Source organism: Rhodococcus sp. 21391, assembly GCF_016772255.1.
Taxonomy (GTDB): Bacteria; Actinomycetota; Actinomycetes; order Mycobacteriales; family Mycobacteriaceae; genus Rhodococcus_F; species Rhodococcus_F opacus.
On record NZ_CP063782.1, the window covers coordinates 1,232,439 to 1,248,506 of the forward strand.

The 16,068-nt window shown below is 67.5% G+C and carries 13 protein-coding genes and 2 pseudogenes; 5 read left to right on the top strand and 10 right to left on the bottom strand.

Going from position 1 to position 16,068, the window contains the following annotated elements:
• Positions 1 to 42: 42 nt before the first annotated feature.
• Positions 43 to 1,200: an IS30 family transposase gene (locus GO592_RS40540; protein WP_011596741.1), complete on the bottom strand. Its 1,158-nt coding sequence runs from the start codon at positions 1,198 to 1,200 to the stop codon at positions 43 to 45.
• Between the two features lie 518 nt (positions 1,201 to 1,718).
• Between GO592_RS40540 and GO592_RS40545 the strand changes: the two genes are divergently transcribed.
• Positions 1,719 to 2,342 (top strand): Rv1733c family protein, encoded by a 624-nt coding sequence (locus tag GO592_RS40545; protein WP_039951215.1) that lies wholly within the window; start codon positions 1,719 to 1,721, stop codon positions 2,340 to 2,342.
• Between the two features lie 194 nt (positions 2,343 to 2,536).
• Here the strand turns inward: GO592_RS40545 and GO592_RS40550 are convergent.
• The 8 genes and pseudogenes from GO592_RS40550 to GO592_RS40585 all read right to left on the bottom strand — a co-directional run bounded on the left by GO592_RS40550 (position 2,537) and on the right by GO592_RS40585 (position 11,706).
• Positions 2,537 to 5,076 (bottom strand): annotated as a pseudogene (locus GO592_RS40550) (polynucleotide kinase-phosphatase).
• Positions 5,069 to 6,500 (bottom strand): annotated as a pseudogene (locus tag GO592_RS40555) (3' terminal RNA ribose 2'-O-methyltransferase Hen1). Before GO592_RS40555 ends, GO592_RS40550 begins: the two co-directional pseudogenes overlap by 8 nt.
• 176 nt (positions 6,501 to 6,676) lie before the next feature.
• Entirely contained in the window at positions 6,677 to 6,838 is a 162-nt protein-coding gene (locus tag GO592_RS40560; protein WP_202715249.1) for a hypothetical protein, read from the bottom strand.
• A 32-nt stretch (positions 6,839 to 6,870) separates the two neighbouring features.
• Complete coding sequence (locus tag GO592_RS40565; RefSeq protein WP_039951203.1) at positions 6,871 to 8,187, bottom strand: VWA domain-containing protein; 1,317 nt, start codon at positions 8,185 to 8,187, stop codon at positions 6,871 to 6,873.
• A gap of 188 nt (positions 8,188 to 8,375) precedes the next feature.
• Positions 8,376 to 8,546, bottom strand: coding sequence for a hypothetical protein (locus tag GO592_RS40570; RefSeq protein WP_007297266.1), 171 nt, complete (start codon positions 8,544 to 8,546; stop codon positions 8,376 to 8,378).
• A 613-nt stretch (positions 8,547 to 9,159) separates the two neighbouring features.
• On the bottom strand, positions 9,160 to 9,861 hold the full coding sequence (locus GO592_RS40575) for an RES family NAD+ phosphorylase (RefSeq protein ID WP_039951207.1): 702 nt from the start codon (positions 9,859 to 9,861) through the stop codon (positions 9,160 to 9,162).
• Positions 9,855 to 10,469 (bottom strand): helix-turn-helix domain-containing protein, encoded by a 615-nt coding sequence (locus GO592_RS40580; protein ID WP_039951209.1) that lies wholly within the window; start codon positions 10,467 to 10,469, stop codon positions 9,855 to 9,857. The genes GO592_RS40575 and GO592_RS40580 overlap by 7 nt, the downstream gene beginning before the upstream one ends.
• A gap of 598 nt (positions 10,470 to 11,067) precedes the next feature.
• Complete coding sequence (locus GO592_RS40585) at positions 11,068 to 11,706, bottom strand: isochorismatase family protein (protein ID WP_007297269.1); 639 nt, start codon at positions 11,704 to 11,706, stop codon at positions 11,068 to 11,070.
• Positions 11,707 to 11,843: 137 nt separating this feature from the next.
• Here GO592_RS40585 and GO592_RS40590 point away from each other — a divergent pair, with 137 nt between their 5' ends.
• Together GO592_RS40590 and GO592_RS40595 are read left to right on the top strand one after the other, a co-directional pair.
• On the top strand, positions 11,844 to 12,830 hold the full coding sequence (locus GO592_RS40590) for a GlxA family transcriptional regulator (RefSeq protein ID WP_039951212.1): 987 nt from the start codon (positions 11,844 to 11,846) through the stop codon (positions 12,828 to 12,830).
• Between the two features lie 653 nt (positions 12,831 to 13,483).
• Entirely contained in the window at positions 13,484 to 13,726 is a 243-nt protein-coding gene (locus tag GO592_RS40595; RefSeq protein WP_007297271.1) for a hypothetical protein, read from the top strand.
• A 112-nt stretch (positions 13,727 to 13,838) separates the two neighbouring features.
• Here the strand turns inward: GO592_RS40595 and GO592_RS40600 are convergent, their stop codons facing one another.
• Positions 13,839 to 14,084 carry a hypothetical protein gene (locus GO592_RS40600; protein ID WP_050998610.1) on the bottom strand — a complete coding sequence of 82 codons (246 nt, stop codon included), beginning with the start codon at positions 14,082 to 14,084 and terminating at the stop codon, positions 13,839 to 13,841.
• Positions 14,085 to 14,433: 349 nt separating this feature from the next.
• On the opposite strand from GO592_RS40600, the gene GO592_RS40605 reads away from it, so the two are divergent.
• Both GO592_RS40605 and GO592_RS40610 read left to right on the top strand, forming a co-directional pair.
• Positions 14,434 to 15,177 carry a helix-turn-helix domain-containing protein gene (locus GO592_RS40605; protein ID WP_007297273.1) on the top strand — a complete coding sequence of 248 codons (744 nt, stop codon included), beginning with the start codon at positions 14,434 to 14,436 and terminating at the stop codon, positions 15,175 to 15,177.
• A gap of 214 nt (positions 15,178 to 15,391) precedes the next feature.
• Positions 15,392 to 15,880 carry an RES family NAD+ phosphorylase gene (locus GO592_RS40610; protein ID WP_007297274.1) on the top strand — a complete coding sequence of 163 codons (489 nt, stop codon included), beginning with the start codon at positions 15,392 to 15,394 and terminating at the stop codon, positions 15,878 to 15,880.
• The last annotated feature ends 188 nt before the right edge of the window (positions 15,881 to 16,068 follow it).

Genomic DNA, 16,068 nt, shown 5'->3' on the forward strand with positions numbered 1-16,068 from the left:
ACGTCCGGGGTGCCCCACTAGCCGAACGGCGGATTCTGGCGGTCATCGCAACAGCAGTCGTTCCATCTCTTCGATGGGTGTGCGAAATTCTAGCCGTTTCCGGGGGCGCTCATTGAGTTGCCGTGAGACCCACTCCAGGTCTGCTTTCGAGTGCACACTCAGGTCCGAACCTTTGGGGAAGTACTGACGGAGAATGCCGTTCGTATTCTCGTTGGTCCCGCGCTGCCAGGGTGCGTGTGGATCACAGAAGTAGATGTCGATCCCGGTGGCCGCGCTGACGCTCTTCCAGTCCCGCATCTCCGAACCCTGGTCCCACGTCAGGGTCCGGCGCAGGCTCGTGGGCAGCGTCTCGAGCTGTTCGGTCAACGCGGGCGCGGTCTGCTCGGGCTTGTATCCGTCGGGCAGATGAACGAGCATGACGGTGCCGGTCGAACGTTCGACGAGTGTGCCGATCGCGCTCAGATTCCGTTTGCCGACAATGAGATCACCCTCCCAATGTCCCGGTACTGCACGGTCTTTCACGTCTTTGGGGCGGTCCGCGATGTTGGCCATATCGGGGATCCGATTCTTGCGCTGGCCGGCCTTCCGACTGGGTCGGCGCAGCCCACGTCCGGTCCGCAACGATCGAGTGAGGGTGTGTTCGAGTCCGCCGCGGGAGGGTTGGTAGAGCGATTGGTAGATGGTCTCGGTGCTCACCCGCATCTGTGGATCGTCGGGGAAATCGAGTCGGAGGCGGCCCGCGATCTGCTCGGGTGAGTGGCGCTCGGTCAGGGATTTCTCGACCGTCTCGCGCAGCGACGGATTGATGGCGAGCTTGGACGGCTTGGGCCGCGAGGCCCGATGGTAGGCGGCTGCGTGAGCCGATCTGGCTCGGTACCGCCCGGACGGCTCACAATTGCGGGCGATCTCGCGTGAGATCGTCGACGGACTCCGGTTCAAGGCTTTCGCGATCTCACGAAGCGTGTGACCTGCGGCGATGCCGATGGCGATCTCTTCCCGCTCCGCGAACGTCAAACACCGGCCCTTGAGGTTGCGGCCACGCCGGGGACGCACCCCACCACAGGCCGCAAGCCACCGAGCACCCTGTTTGCGATACGAGCCGGCCGCCTCGGCCGCGCCCGTGATGAACTCACCCGCCGCCATCCCCGACCAGAACGTCTGAAAGATCTCCGGAACCATCCGATGAGAATATTTCGCCATGTGCAACACCCTTTGATCAGTGGTGTTGCGATCACCGCACGAACCCAAGGAACCCTGACCGGCACCGTCCCAGAAGGGGGCCTTCACCGGCATCGGTCTGAGCTGGCGGATCGCCGTTTGACCCGTCCGGTGAAGATCGCCGGTTAGGTGCGCTAAACGGTGCAGAAAGCTGGAGATCGGCGAAACTCGCGTCCCCGGTCACACGAAGCCTTGGCTGTTCATCGGTCCCGCGGAAACTGGGTGGGCCGTCCCTGGCGAAGCATGCGTGCATCAGCGGCGCCTCCCCCAAACGGCCAGTTCGGCTTCAACTGCCGCTGAATAACAAGCTCGATGTACTCGCGCAGCGCCAGCACCGCAAGCCCAGCGAACTCATGCACGAGGCAGCCAAGGACTACACCCACAATGCACCCCTGAAACGCACCGTGTGAGTCTTTTCGACGCTCGCGGAGCAGCGTGCCGCCTCGGATTCCGTCGCACAATCGAAGGAAGAGGAAGCGGAGAACCTGCTGGAGGTGACCATGCGTCGGGAGGAACCGGTACCGGTCCCGGTGGCCAGGCCGGTCCGGTGGTGGCGGATGCGCCCGTGGAGCCGTAACCACCTGATGCGCCCCAGCGACCGCGTCGAGGCTGCCATCGTGCTGCTCACCGCGATCCTGGTCCTGCTGTTGATCCCCGTCGCCGCCGCATTCGGCACCACCACGCATACCCGGCTCGAGCAACAAGCCCAGGCGCTGCGCGCCGGCGTGCACCACGTCCCCGCAGTGTTGCTCGAGGACACCTACCTCGCCCCCGACTCCCCCGAGTACGCGATCCGCCCCGTCGGCAGCCAGAACACCGCCCGGGCCCGCTGGACCACACCGCACGGGGAGCGCACCGCTGCCGTGCCCACCGACGCGCCCGTGAAGGCCGGTCAGACCATCACCATCGACGTGGACGCGGACGGCAACCTCACCGGCCCCATCCCCGATACCCGGGAAAACACCGTCCTGGCGGTGACCGCCGCCTGCGGGGTGTGGGCACTGGTGGCCGGCGGCGTCCTGCTCTCCACGGCCCTCGCACACCGACTGTTTCACCGAAACCGGTTGCGGCGCTGGGCGCAGGAGTGGACACAGTTCGACATACCACCGAGAGAACCCCGGTAGCGCCGGGTCGCGTACCCCCGCCCGCAAGCCCACGGCGAGGACGCCCGTGAGTGGGTCGTGGATGGTCCGCACTCGCCGCTGTTTGCGGAGCCACAACGCCTTCTTGCTCTCCCCGGCGCGGCGTCAGTGCCACCTAGCGGAAGCGCCATCTCGAGGACGGATGGTGAACGTGCCCGACCGATGGAGCCATCACCCTACAACCGTGGGTCGACCGGCTCGGACTCGAGCGCAAGGACCGCGAACACCGGCTCGTGCACCCGCCACAACGGGTCCCCGTCCGCGAACCGGGTCAAAGCTTCCAGCCCGAGTGCATGCTCGCGCAGGGCCATCGATCGTTTGCGGCCCAGGGACCGGTCACGCAGCACGGCGAGATGCTCGGTGTAGTCGGGACCGTAGATGATCCGCAGGTACTCCTGCCCCCGCACCTTGATCCCGGGCTGAATCCTCCTGTGCGCCAGTTCCGCGGGTGTCGATCCGAGCGGCTTGACGACCATGCCCTCACCGCCGGCGTCGGTCAGTTGCGACCACCAGGCGGTAGCCGCGCCCCGGGATGTATCCGAGGTGAGGTCGACGAACTGGTGTCTGGTTTCGGCGATGAGAGGGTCGTCGAGCAACGCCAGCGTGGCCAGGTGCCAGGAGTGCGGTTCGGTGACTGCGGGCGCCCCGCCTTCGCAGGCGAGGATCTGGAACGGTGCCAGTCGCACCCCCTCGAGGCCGTCGACCGGCCAACAGTATCGGGCGTATGCCTCCCGGAACCGACGGGCGTTGTCCGCGCGGGCTCGCGTGTGGGTCAGCAGGTCGCCGACGTCCAACCCCCGTGCCGCGGCGCGCTCGAGCGCGGTGATCGCCTCCGGAAGCGCGGCACCCGCCGCGGCGGCGACCGACGCGTACTGGTCGCGGATCAGCTCGCCCGCCTTCGCCGACCACGGCAGCAGTTCGCAATCGAGTACCAGCCACGGCGACCCGAGGTCGTCCATCAGCGGCCCGCACGCGGTGCGGAGCCGGGCGACGAGTTCGCTCATCCGGGTCGGATCGTCGAAGAACGGCCGGCCGGTGCGGGTGTAGACGATGCCCGAGCTGCCGTCGGTGACGCCCAATCGCGTCGCCGCGGCGGCGGCGTCGCGGGCCAGCACGACGATCGCCCGGGAACCCATGTGCTTCTCCTCGCACACGATCTCCGTCACCCCCGCCGCCGCGAACTCGGCCAGGGCCTGGGCGGGATGCTCGAGGTAGCCGTCGAGAGTCGATGTCGCCGGTGGAGCCATCGTCGGCGGCAGGTACACCAACCAGCGCGGGTCGACGGCGAATCGGCTCATGATCTCGAGCGCGGCGGCGGCGTTCTCCTCGCGCACCCTTCATGCGCCCCTTGGTGTACCGGACCTCGATGTGCCGTGTTCCGGCCACGTCGTCGATGGACAACAGGGTCGGATCGCGCTGCGCCGGGGTGAGCTGGCGCAGCCGAGCCGGTGCCGAGTGGGCGCACCGGTTCGAACCACACCTGCTCTGCGGGAACGGACACGATGTCCTTGCTGGGGTAGCGCAGGGCGGTCAGCCTGCCGCCGAACACGACGCCGGTGTCGAGGCAGATGGTGTTGTTGATCCACTCGGTTTCCGGGACCGGGGTGTGCCCGTAGACGATCATGGCGCGCCCTCGGTACTCGTGGGCCCACGGGTAGCGCACCGGCAGTCCGTACTCGTCGGTCTCGCCGGTGGTGTCTCCGTACAGCGCGAACGAGCGCACCCGCGCCGACGCGCGGCCGTGATAGGCCTGCTTCAGCCCGGCGTGTGCGACCACCAGGTTGCCGCCGTCGAGTTCGTAGTGGCTGATCAGGCCGTCGATGAAGGTGTGCGCGGACCTGCGGAAGTCGTCGGACTCCGCGGCGAGCTGATCGAGCGACTGCTGCAGCCCGTGCGAGGTGGCGACCTTCCGGCCGTGCAGGGCCCGGGCAAGCTTCTGTTCGTGATTGCCCGAGACGCACAGCGCGGTTCCGGCCGCCACCATGCCCATCACCAGGCGCAGCACCCCGGGGGTGTCGGGTCCGCGGTCGACGAGGTCGCCGACGAACACCGCGATCCGGCCCTCGGGATGGTGGGCGCCCCCGCCGTCGGGTTCGAGCGTCCAGCCGAGCTCACGCAGCAGCGCCTGAAGTTCGCTCCGGCAGCCGTGGACGTCGCCGATGATGTCGAACGGGCCGGTCAACTCCCGTTTGTCGGTCCACGCCTTCTCGATTGATACTGTCGCCGCAGCGATCTCGTCGACACCGGTGAGCAGGTGCACCCGGCGGAAGCCTTCGCGGCCGAGCTTCGGCAGCGACCGTCGAAGGTCCTTGTGCTGGCGACGAATCACATGCGAACCGAAACCGCGGTCCGGTCGGGCCGCGTTGCGTACGATCGCGACCTCGTCGGGAACGTCGACCACGATCGCATCGACCAAGACGTCGTGCGCCTTGGCCAGATCGATCAGCGCCTTGCGGGACTCACGCTGCACATTGGTGGCATCAACCACGGTGAGCAGGCCGCGCCGCAACCGGGTCCCGGCAATGTAGAGCAGCACGTCGAAGGCGTCCCTGGTGGCGGACTGATCGTTTTCGTCATCGGCGACCAGCCCACGGCAGAAGTCGGACGACAGCACCTGTGTCGGCGCGAAATGGTGTGCGGCGAAGGTGGATTTGCCGCTGCCCGACACTCCCACGAGCACCACCAGCGACAGCGCCGGCACCGCGATGTCAGTCATCGCCGCCTCCCACCCGTGTGAAGACCGCCATCTGAGTCGGTGACCCGACCTCGAGGTCGTCATCACCCACCGGACGGAAGTCGACGCTGTAGCCGTGGACATCGCAGACCGCGGCCGCCCAGGAACGAAATTCCGGCCGCGACCATTCGAAGCGATGGTCTCGGTGACGCCTACCGTGCAGGTCGGCGTAGCGCACGTTGTACTCGGCGTTGGGCGTCGTCACGAGCACGTGCCCGGGCCGGGCGGTACCGAACACCACCTGTTCGAGTGCGGTCAGCCGGGGCGGGTCGATGTGCTCGATGACCTCCATCAACACGGCCGCGTCGTAGCCGGCGAACCGCCGGTCGGTGTGGGTCAGCGCCGCCTGGAACAGCTGCAGTCGCTCCCGTCGCCACTCCGGCATCCGATCCAACCGCAACCGCCGTGCCGTGAGCGTCAGCGCTCGGGTCGACACATCCACACCCACGATCTCGGTGAAACCGGGATCGTCCAACAACGCGGAAACGAGTTGCCCGGAACCGCATCCGAGGTCGATGACCCTGCGCACGTCCAACTCGCCGAGGACCCCGAGGACCGCGTCGCGCCGAAGCACATTCAGCGGTGTCGTCACCGCGGTGTCCGCCGCGGGCACCGTGTCGGTCTCGGACTCCTCGTCGACTGGCGGTGCCAGCTGCTCCTCGATGTCGTCGCCGAGTTCGGTGAGCCGCTCGAAGGCCGAGCGCGTGAGAGCGGACTGGTGCCGCAGGTAGCGGTCGGTGATCAGGGCTCTGTCCGGGTGCTCCGCGAGCCAGGAGGCACCGGCCCGGATCAGCTTGTCGACCTCGTCGGAGGCGACCCAATAGTGTTTTGGCGTCGTCGAGCACCGGAAGCAGCACGTAGAGGTGATTCAGTGCGTCGGCAAGGCGGATGTCACCCCGCAGGGTGAGCCGCACGTAGCGGGAATCGCCCCATTCCGGGAACGCGTCGTCCAGCGGTACGGCGTCCGCTTCGACGGCCCACTCCAACGGGCGGAAGAGGCGTTCGGCCAACTCCGGACCGCCGCGGCACGGCAGTGCGGGCAGCGAGATCTCCAGGGGTAGCGGTGTGGCGGCAAGCTCGGGGCGCATGGCGCACCGTCCGGCGCGGGCGGTGCGGAAGACGTCCGCCAACGCCACCGACAGCAGCGACGACACCACGTACGGGCGGTCGTTGACGTACTGGCCGAGCGCGTAGTCCGGTGTCGAGCCGCGGGAGGTGCGGGCGAGCCGAATCGCATCGACATCCAACAACAGCGCCGCCGTGCAGCGATCCTCGTTCGCCTCCGGGTAGAACACCCGGGCGACACCGCAGGATTGGGTGAACTCCTGGACCCGGTCGGGGTGCTTGTGCAGCAGATAGCCGAGGTCGGTCGCCGGTCGTGCCGTCGTGGAAATCGTCAGGATCACCAGGCACAGTCTGCCGCAGGCACGACGTCCACCGCAGCCGCATTTCCGGCATCGTGCGTTCCGACGCCCAAGCCGCAGGTGGGCGCTTGTTTGCGGCGACGGATGTTATGGGCAGTTGCTGCAGCCGAATTCGCTGACCTCGAGGTCCGACCCCGACTCTTCGGAGATGGAGGAGCTCACTCCGGGGCGGCGTATCGCAGGTGCCGCGACCACGACGACGGCCCGCCGAGCAGGCAGGTGAAGACAGTGCAGTGGTGGGCCGTGTCGGCCGAATCCTGAGTTTCGGTGAGCGTTGACTCGCTGAGGGCCCCCCAGGTGAACCCGCGGAGCATGATCACGCAACGGCTCCCCAGGCGGCGGGTCTTGGTCTTCAGCTGAGAACGCGGACCTTCCGTGCGGCGCGCAACCAGTCCGGATACTCGCTGAGCAGCAGCTTGTACAGCGCCGCGTCGCTGAGCGTATCGACGTTCTCGACCGCGAAGAACCCGGCGTTGTCGACCAGGCGGCCGGTCAGGTTGTCGAGCTTTTCGAGGACACCGAAGCTGGACTTGCCGATTCCGATAAACTGCCAGAACGCCGGCAACGCCGACGCGGTCCGCATCAGGGTGGTGATCTGCGCTTTTGCATGGAATCCGCCGTCGGTGAAGAACAGCACCAATGTCGGGACCGCGGCGGTCTTGTCGAGGGTGCCGATGATCTCTTCCATGATCGGGATCTCGTTGTTGGTGCCGCCGATCGCGTCGAAGTCGATGTCCCCGTGGCGGCCGTGCAGGTGGACATAGGTGTTCACCCACGTGTCGGCGTCGGCGACGGTGACGTCGGGCAGCTTCACGAACCGCTGGGCATAGGCGAAGGCCTCGAGGTTCCCGTCGGAATCGAGCTGGGTCGCCACGGGCACCATCCGCTCGATGATGCGTTTGACCTCGCCGGACCTGTACCGCTTGGACATCGACCCGGTGTTGTCCATGACCAGGACGACACGGCCGACCGGGTTCGAGGCACCCTTGTGCAGAAGAACTTTCGCGACCGCACGTTTCTGCAGGTTCAGCTTCTCCCGCTTGACCAGGGAAAGTGTGGCTTCGCCGGGCACCGTCCGGACACCGTCCCCGTCGACGGTCGCCGAAGTCTCCGCCGCGACAGCGGTCCGGACGAGTTCGGGTGCCTGTGCGGGTGTGGGTGTCTGCGCGGGGGTTTCGTCGACACTCACGCCGTGCTCGGCGACCAGGGCATCCAGTCCCCCGCTCCAGCCGGCCGAGCGGTTACGCACCTTCCAGGACCCGTTGCGCCGATACACCTCGAGCAACACCGCCGACCGCTCGGTGGTCAGGCCCTCCGCCGGGATCGCGAACGAGACACCGCCTGGCTGGGTGACCGTCACGGCCAGGCCGGGTACCTGGGCCAGGCTGCCGAGCACGTTCTCATCCAGCGCCACGGCCACAGCCAGCGTGCCGATCATCTCGGGGATGGTTTCGAGGTTCAGCGTCACCTGCCCGCCGGCGAGAGTGACCGCACCCTCCGGGGTGCTGGGGTTGTTGAAGAACACCAGATCGGCGTCCGCCCGCACCTGCAAATCGGCATCGAGCTGGAAGACGAACAGATCGACCGTTCCCTGCTGGGCGCCGGTCACCTCCACCGTCGTCGTTGCCGTGTCGATCGGGCTGTTCGCTCCGCGAGTCAGAGAGGTCATGGTGTGTGCCGGCCCCCGAGGTGGGGCCGAGTCCTTTCCTTCGTCAACTGGTGTGGCGCAGACCGGCTGTCGCACCGGGGCGAATTCACGCCCGGCCCTCAATACTCCATCGTGGAGGCCACCAGCCGGCCCCACTCCGGCCGGCCCGAAACACCCGTGCCCGATGCCGGACTCTGCACGAACGGAAATCAGTTCGGATCCCACGGCGATCGTTCGAGGCTGTTGAGCTCATCGAGAACCTGGTCGACGGCCGGGGTCGGGATACGGAAGTCTTCGCCCTCCAAAGCCCGGAGACGGTCGCGTACGTAGGCGAGCATGGCGAGTTCACGTTCGAGGTCTGCTGCGGTTCGGTCGCTCACGATCTCATCCTGCCCTGAGTGGGCGGCAATCCGAATTGTTGCCGCCCGGTGACGGCGGTACAAATGGCTGGCGGTGTGAGTGTGCGGCCAATACTTCTTTCGGGGGGACATGCTGTCTCCGCTGGTAAATGGACGGTTCAGATGGCGCACCTCGCGGCCACAACATCCTGGACGTGGTCGTCACAGCCTCCGGAGACCGCGACCTGGTAGGCGCGGGTACCGATTGTTTCGGTGAGGTCGGTGACCGTGGTCGCGATGGCCGCCGCGACGATGTGGGCGTGGGCCAGACGATCGATGGAGCTGAGGACGCCTCGAGGCCGGCCACGGTCGTCCTCGGCGCAGCGAGTTCGGCGGACCGGGTCGGCCCCAGTGCCCGCTGCCCTCAGGCATCTCCCGCACGGCGTCTTCGATCTGGGTTCACGCTCGCCCGACCGCCAACCGGAGTTCCAAACCCTGAACCCCGTTGCCACCCGTACTCGAGATGAGAGGAACCGCCCCTCATCTCGAGTGTCGGTACCCCTGGAAACCTCGCCCTGCCACGTCCCGCCCACCGGCGCCCGATCAACCAGTCCGGCGGCCCGACGCCCGAACGACAGGCCCCCTACGCTCCGAGCTACGGGCAGATGTGACAGTCGGGCACCAGATCCGCGCGCATACCCAGGCTGACCGCGGCATCGACGATGCGCGGCCACATCCTCGGATCCGCCAGCGCGAAGTCCTGGACCTCCCCGCGGCCACTGCGGACCACCTCGATCCGAGACTCGGTGTTCCACAACGCCAAAGCGGGACCGTTCGAATGCGCAGCATTGTAGTAAACGCCGCGGATCCGCTGCCGAGTCACCGGCTGATCCTCATAGATCGCCCGCGCCCAGGCCTGGGTACGCGGACGCGGATAGTCGCCGGTGGCCAACGACGGCAACGCACCGATCCGCATCGCCGCTCCCTGACCCCGCAGATCCAGCGCAGCCAGCGGCGCCGTCGGTCGCAGCAACGCCACTCGGTAGCGCGGGCACACCGCGGCAGCCGGGTAGTCGCCGAACACCTCACCGACTGCCGTGGCCACGTTGCCGGCGACATACAGCACGGACCGGCGTTCCGGGCACTCATGCGGGGCGCCGCCCGGGCCCGGCAGGTGCGGGTCCAGCCGGTGCAACGGCCCGAAGGTGCGGTGCGTGATCCCGTCCGGGGTGTGCGGGGACGGGTGATAGATGCGGCACCATCGCCACGGGTGCCCGGCGCTGGGGTCGCGCCACCGCCACATCCAGCCCTGTCCGCCGCGTAGCGGCCGTGTCGGTGCGGCGAGGGCGGCTACCACGCGGCCGCGGTACCCACCTGGGCCACCCGCACCACGTCGTCGACGTGCCCGGCGGTCAGGGCCTCGGCCGGAGTTGCGTCGTCCAGGTCTCCGTTCGGGGTTTGGGCCCATTCGGTCAACGACACTGCTCCTCCGGCGAACACCGCACCCACCCGCGCGAGTCCGGGCACAAATCCGAGCTCCGAGTCCGCGTGGAATTGCCAGGACGGCAACCTCCACTCCCGCCCCTTCTTCAACCCGACCAGATCGCCGGCCTTGAGGCGGTCGAGGACCGCCTGTTCGGAGACGTCGAGCAGTTCCGCTGCCTCCGGGCGGGTCAGCGACGCCTCCACCACCGTCCGGCGCGCTTGGTACTGCCGGCGCAGGTTCGCCAGAGCGGCCCGTTTACGCTCGGGCGACGACGGTCCCGGGCCCCACAACGCGGGATCCAGTCCGTCGCCGTCGTCGCCGACCACCCCGAGGACGAAACCCTCCCGTTCGCTCTCCGGCACACTGGCGAGCGCATCCTCGAGGACTGTCGGAAACCCCGCCGCCCGACCGCCGGCGCGCCCTTTCCGCCCGGCAGCCGTACGAGGGTTGGTGCGTCCAGCGTGCGCCTTGGTGCTCATACCCCCATGCTACGCCGTTAAACAAGATAAACAAGTTACGCAACCTGCGGTCTCCGGAGGATACCCGGGGTGCCCGGAGGATAAGAGCCTCCCCGTCGACCACGAGCATCCCGCTGCCCTCTCGCTTCACGAGCACCGCAACCAACCGGATCAGCCGAGATGCTTTCTGCGCCTCTTTCCGACGAAAGAGGAGCCGGCAAACGTCACAGGGAAGCGTTGCACTGCTTCAAGAGTGGCCTGCCCGACTTCGTCCACGGGCAGCTTCTCCGCGATGTGGCAACGGCACCAGTTCATCACCCCGGCCGGGGGCCGCAAGCGCGAATCTCAGCAGCAAACCCGTCTGCGGCGAGGCCGTTCACCCAGCGGGTCACAGTGCGCATTGTGGACCGTATCTCGTTCTCCATATGGGCGAATGGCGGCATCGGTGCACCTCCGCGCAGCGCCAACGATTCGGCTCTCGAAATCCCAGCGTTCGCTCATCCCTGCCACTGTCGGAGACGCAATGGGCCCCGTCTCGCTGGCGCGGCGTGATCGTCGGATCCGTGAAAGTCGGTCAATACCGGTACGGATCCGACGATCGCCTCCCGTGTTGCTTCGGTCAGGCGAGGGCGGCCGCCGAGCGTCCGTCGAGGGCGGATTGCACCAGGTTGCTCTTGGGCAGCGTCGAGCCCGACCTCACTGCCTCGATCCACTGCGCGGTCGTCGACACCGCAGCGAAGTTCGACTGCAGCAGCACCATCAGTGCCGTGTGCAGGGACTCAGCGGAGATCGTGCCGGCCTCGTTGGCGAGGCCGATCGCACCCGTGGCGTCGGAGAGGATTTCGGTGGCGAACCCGAGCCCCTCGGCCTCCACGGCCGTGGCGAGGTCGCAATTGTTGGTCATGTAACCGACGATCGTGATGGTGTCGACGTCGTGCGCGTGGAGCCATTGCGCTGCATCCGTTCCGGCGAACACACTCCCGTACTGCTTGTGCACCCGCTTGGTGGCGGGATCGATGCACTGTTCGATCTCTGGATGCAGCGACCACCCCGCGGTGCCCTCGACGAACACGGGTGCGCCCTGCGGCATCTGATGCTGGACCACGAGAACCGGGAGGTCACCCGCGGTGGCAGCCTCCACCGCGTTGACGATGTTGACCAGGGACTCCGCACGCGGCGGGTACTGGATCTCGAGTGGTCCCTCGAAGTACTCCTGCTGGACATCGACGACGACAAGGGCGCGGCGGGGTGCGGTCATCAGGTATCTCCTTCAACGGTGGTGGCGCCGCGCCACAGTGCGGACGCGGGCCCGTCCCAGTGTTCGGCACATCGGCTTCGCCCACGAGTGGCATGGATGCATACTTTCGATGGAATCAGGCCAACCTTGGAGGCATCATGAGGATCGCGGTCTACGCGTTCGACGACATCACCATGTTTCACCTGGCGGCACCGTTGATGGTGTTCGGCGAGGTGGGCCGCCTCGGCCTCGCCCCGGACTGGCAGACGCGGCTGTGGTCCGATCGGGAAGGCACCATCCACACCATCGAGGGATACTCGATCGGCAAGGTCGCGGGGCCGGACACCGTCGACTGGGCCGACATCATCGTCTTCCCCTCCTGGCCGCAGTCGCTGGTACCGGTCAACGACGGGTTGAAGAACATGATTACGGCCGCGCATGCCCGCGGTGCCGTCATTGCCGGTCTGTGCCTGGGCGCCTTCGCTCTCGCCGACGCCGGCCTGCTCGCAGGACGCTCCGCGGTCACGCACTGGGAGGCGATGCCCTTACTTGCCGAACGCAGCATCGGCAGCGAGGTCGACTCCTCGGTGCTCTACATCGATCACGGTGACGTCCTTACCTCCGCGGGGACGGCCTCGGCGATCGACGCCTGCCTCCATCTGGTGCGCACACACCTCGGGTCAGCCATCGCTACCCGGATCGCCCGCAGCCTGGTCGTCGCCCCGCACCGGGACGGAGGACAGGCGCAATACATCGACCGCCCCCTGGCTCAGCCGGCATCCGACACCACGATGGCCGAAGTCCAGGAATGGGCCCTCACACATCTCGACGAGCCGCTGACCGTGGACCGGCTCGCCGATCAGGCACGGATGAGCAGACGCAGCTTCGTCCGCCACTTTCACCAATCCACCGGCACCACCCCGGCCCGCTGGATCCTCGAACACCGCCTGCAAGAAGCGCGGGCACTCCTCGAAACAACCGACTGGGGAATCGACACCATCGCCGCGAAATGCGGCTTCGGGAGCAGCGTCACCCTCCGGCAGCGGTTTACGGCAGCCTTCGCCACCTCCCCCACCGCGTACCGGCGGCAATTCGCCGACACGCGCGGCACCATCGCCGCCCCGACCCCGATAAGGCAGAGATGACCGCTGCTCGATGCTGCCACCGTGTTGCGAAGTCCGCGGACACATGGCCATGCCCTCGCGACAGGTCAACGACCCGTAATTAGTTCGGTGTCAGGAACCGTTGACCACTAGATCGATAAGCCAGACGAGCCACGGTATCCCGCCTTCAACCGGCAACTCCCCCATCGTTTCCTCCCCATATCCTTCGGCGCGGTGTGACCGCCATTGTTCCCCACCCACAACAACCAGACCAGGCACACCTCCCCGCGAGTCCCGAGCCGATCCCTGTGACGAACACAGACACCGATCGAAGGCGTCGACCGCGCACCTACTGCTCGGCAATTCGAGGATGCAGAAATTTGTGCAATGGCGTGGATCACAGTCTCTGGACTTCCCGATGCCGGCTCACGAAAATCAGTGATGCGCTGCTCGTCACTTACGTGCAGGTTGTCCGTGTAGCGCCCCTGCCAGCTGATATCCATCGTTGGAGGGGGCTGCGCTTGGCTGCCCCACAAGAAAAACCGACGTCGTCGCCACCCCTCCCGGATACCCCCGCGGGGCGTTACCGCCGACCGTGCCCAGCAACCGAAACCGAGTGGGCAAGTTCGGTCACCGCTGATCGATCAGAACCGGGCGGGATCCTATGTATTCCTCGTGCAACCGATCGGCGTTCGATGTTCGGATCAGAGGTTCAGGTGACCGGCGAGACGGCTGATCGGATGCGGTTCGATGGTCAGGTCCCCATCCCCAGCACCCGGGACAACACCATGGTCGCGGTGACCGCCGCATTCGGGATTTGGGCACTCGCCGCCGGCCCGGCCGTCCTACCCACCGCTCTCGCACACACCCTGTTCAAACGAAACCGACTGCGGCGCTGGGCACACGAGTGGAAACAACTCGACAAGCCACCGAGATAGCCCCGAGCACTTGGTCGGCACCCGCCCTGGTAGCGGCGCACCGCCCCACACCGCCCACGGTGGTCATCGTGTCGAAGCGATAGCCAAGTGCCGTACCGGACCGATCCTCGTCTCAGCTTTCCTCTGCTTGGGCAGCCTCGATGGCACCATCGTCGACGAAAACCAAAGTGCCGTCATCCGTCGCGACGGCCCACCGGCGCACCGGCGCCCACTCGTGACCGGCACTCACGCCCGCCTCGGTGGCGTAGTCGTCGACCACCACACCGGACACCCACGCCAAACGGGCGCCGCCCGCCCGGACCCGGACCCGTGCTCCCGGCACGATCGGGCCACGGTTCTCCTTCGGCGTTTCGGGCATGGACATGATTGTGGCATCCCCCCTCTGGAGCGTCGGCCGAGCAACCCCCCGCCGGATGGTGAGTGGACACGACGAAGCCCAAGCCCACGAAGACGGCAGTGCGTACCGCAGTCCCCTCCCTGTTGCCACCGCGCCGCGTCTGCGATGCGGCGCCCCCAGTGACCGCGCCGTGCCCGGCGCACCCACGGAACCACCCTTACCTTCGCCCCACGAACCCAGACGACCGCAGCCGTCACCTCCGGTAGTGCGGGCTCTCAGGCAGCGCCCGCGGCACTCTTCCGCACACTACTACCGCACTTCCCGCATATCCCGCATTACCCGTACAATGAGGCCCAAGAGGAGGTACACCATGCCCGGGACACGACGACACACCCCGCACACCACCCCCTATGTGCGGGCACCACGCCACCTCGCCGGTCGCCGCCACCGCGCCGGCGGCTGGAAGGTGACCGTCGCCGAGGACCGCGGCACCCTCGCGTGGTCACGGGTCACCGAACTCACCATCACCACCCCGACACCGCGCTCACCGGCACGGATCGTCCAAACCAAGGTCGAGGCCCTCGAGGTCGCCGCGCAGATCCTGCGGGAAGAACAGTCCGCCCCGAACACCCCCACCGGTCCTTTGCCGGTGCCCGCCCCCGGCCGTCGCCTCACGAGCGTCCCCGACGACGAATGGGGGCCGGCCCCGACTCCCGCGCAGACCGCGACGCTGGAGGAGGAGAACCTGCAGTTGCAGGTCGATCAGCGGCGCGAGCAACTCGCCGCCTCGTTCACCCGCACCCAGGTCGCGGACATCCTCGGCGTCTCCCGGCAGACGGTGTCCGACATGGCCGCCGACGGGCGGCTCATCGGGCTCAAGGACGGCCGGGAGTGGCGGTTCCCGACCTGGCAGTTCACCCCCGACCGGGCCGATCCGGTCCTGCCCGACCTCGACCGCCTCACCCGCGCGTTCCCCGGCGGTGAAGTCAGCCTCTCGCGGTGGATGACCCGCCCCAACACCACCTTCGCCGGCCGCACCCCCGCCCAGGAAATGGCCCGCGACAGCGACCACGTCATCACCGTCGTCACCGGCCTGACCGCCGCCGGATGGTAAAGCCCCTCCCCGCCCCGACACGGCCACTGCCGTCGGCGGATCACCGCTGGACCTGGACACCCACCGACCCCACCACCGCGGCGTCGTGGTTTCGGATCTATCACCGGGATCGGTTCACCCCCAACGGGATCACCTTCCGCCGATTCGGGCCACTCTCCCGCTTCGACCACCACACCCCCAGCCCGCCCGCCATCGACCCGGACGGGCGCGCGCCGTGCTGTATCTGGCGGTGGACCTCGCCACCAGCGCCTGCGAGGTGTTCGGGGAGGCCGGGGTCGCCGCCCTGTGCCCGCACTGGCGGATCACCCAAGTCCGGCCGGTCCGCGACATCGTCACCTACGACCTCACCACCCCCGGGGCAGCGCTGGCGATCGGGGCACTTCCCGCCCTCGCCGCCGGCAACGAACACCACGGCCTCACCCAGCAATGGACGAGGGCGATCTACGAAGACCAACCGGCCGCAACGAAAGTCGACGGCCTCCGCTACCGCACCGCCTACAACGACGACCACGCCCTCGCGCTCTGGGACTGCGACAACGCGATCACCGTCGCCCACGACCGCACCGGGCAACCGCTGGATCTCCCCCTGACCCATCCCCGCATCCACCCGCGACTCCTCGCCGCCCTGACACCCCGGCACATCACCGTCACCCACACCGACGAAACCCACTGCCCCAACTGCCAACGCGCCGCCGCACCCTAACCACGGGCAACGACGCCACCAGCAGCACCGCCACGACGGCGCACGCAGATCGGCGGATTCGGTGAGTTCCTGACCGCGGCGGCGGTGCGAGGTCTCAGGCGTCGCAGATGCCGCGTCGGCGCAACGTCGTGCCCCCAGGTGCAGATTGTTTCAGGCGGACCTGCGCCTCGGTGGTCCACCACTTGACC

Excerpts from the sequence above, each read along its gene's own strand:
- GO592_RS40605 (WP_007297273.1), top strand. The coding sequence starts at position 14,434 with ATGCCCGGGACACGACGACACACCCCGCACACCACCCCCTATGTGCGG.
- GO592_RS40595 (WP_007297271.1), top strand. The coding sequence starts at position 13,484 with ATGTTCGGATCAGAGGTTCAGGTGACCGGCGAGACGGCTGATCGGATG.
- GO592_RS40545 (WP_039951215.1), top strand. The coding sequence starts at position 1,719 with ATGCGTCGGGAGGAACCGGTACCGGTCCCGGTGGCCAGGCCGGTCCGG.
- GO592_RS40580 (WP_039951209.1), bottom strand. The coding sequence starts at position 10,469 with ATGAGCACCAAGGCGCACGCTGGACGCACCAACCCTCGTACGGCTGCC.
- GO592_RS40540 (WP_011596741.1), bottom strand. The coding sequence starts at position 1,200 with ATGGCGAAATATTCTCATCGGATGGTTCCGGAGATCTTTCAGACGTTC.
- GO592_RS40600 (WP_050998610.1), bottom strand. The coding sequence starts at position 14,084 with ATGCCCGAAACGCCGAAGGAGAACCGTGGCCCGATCGTGCCGGGAGCA.
- GO592_RS40585 (WP_007297269.1), bottom strand. The coding sequence starts at position 11,706 with ATGACCGCACCCCGCCGCGCCCTTGTCGTCGTCGATGTCCAGCAGGAG.
- GO592_RS40565 (WP_039951203.1), bottom strand. The coding sequence starts at position 8,187 with ATGACCTCTCTGACTCGCGGAGCGAACAGCCCGATCGACACGGCAACG.
- GO592_RS40590 (WP_039951212.1), top strand. The coding sequence starts at position 11,844 with ATGAGGATCGCGGTCTACGCGTTCGACGACATCACCATGTTTCACCTG.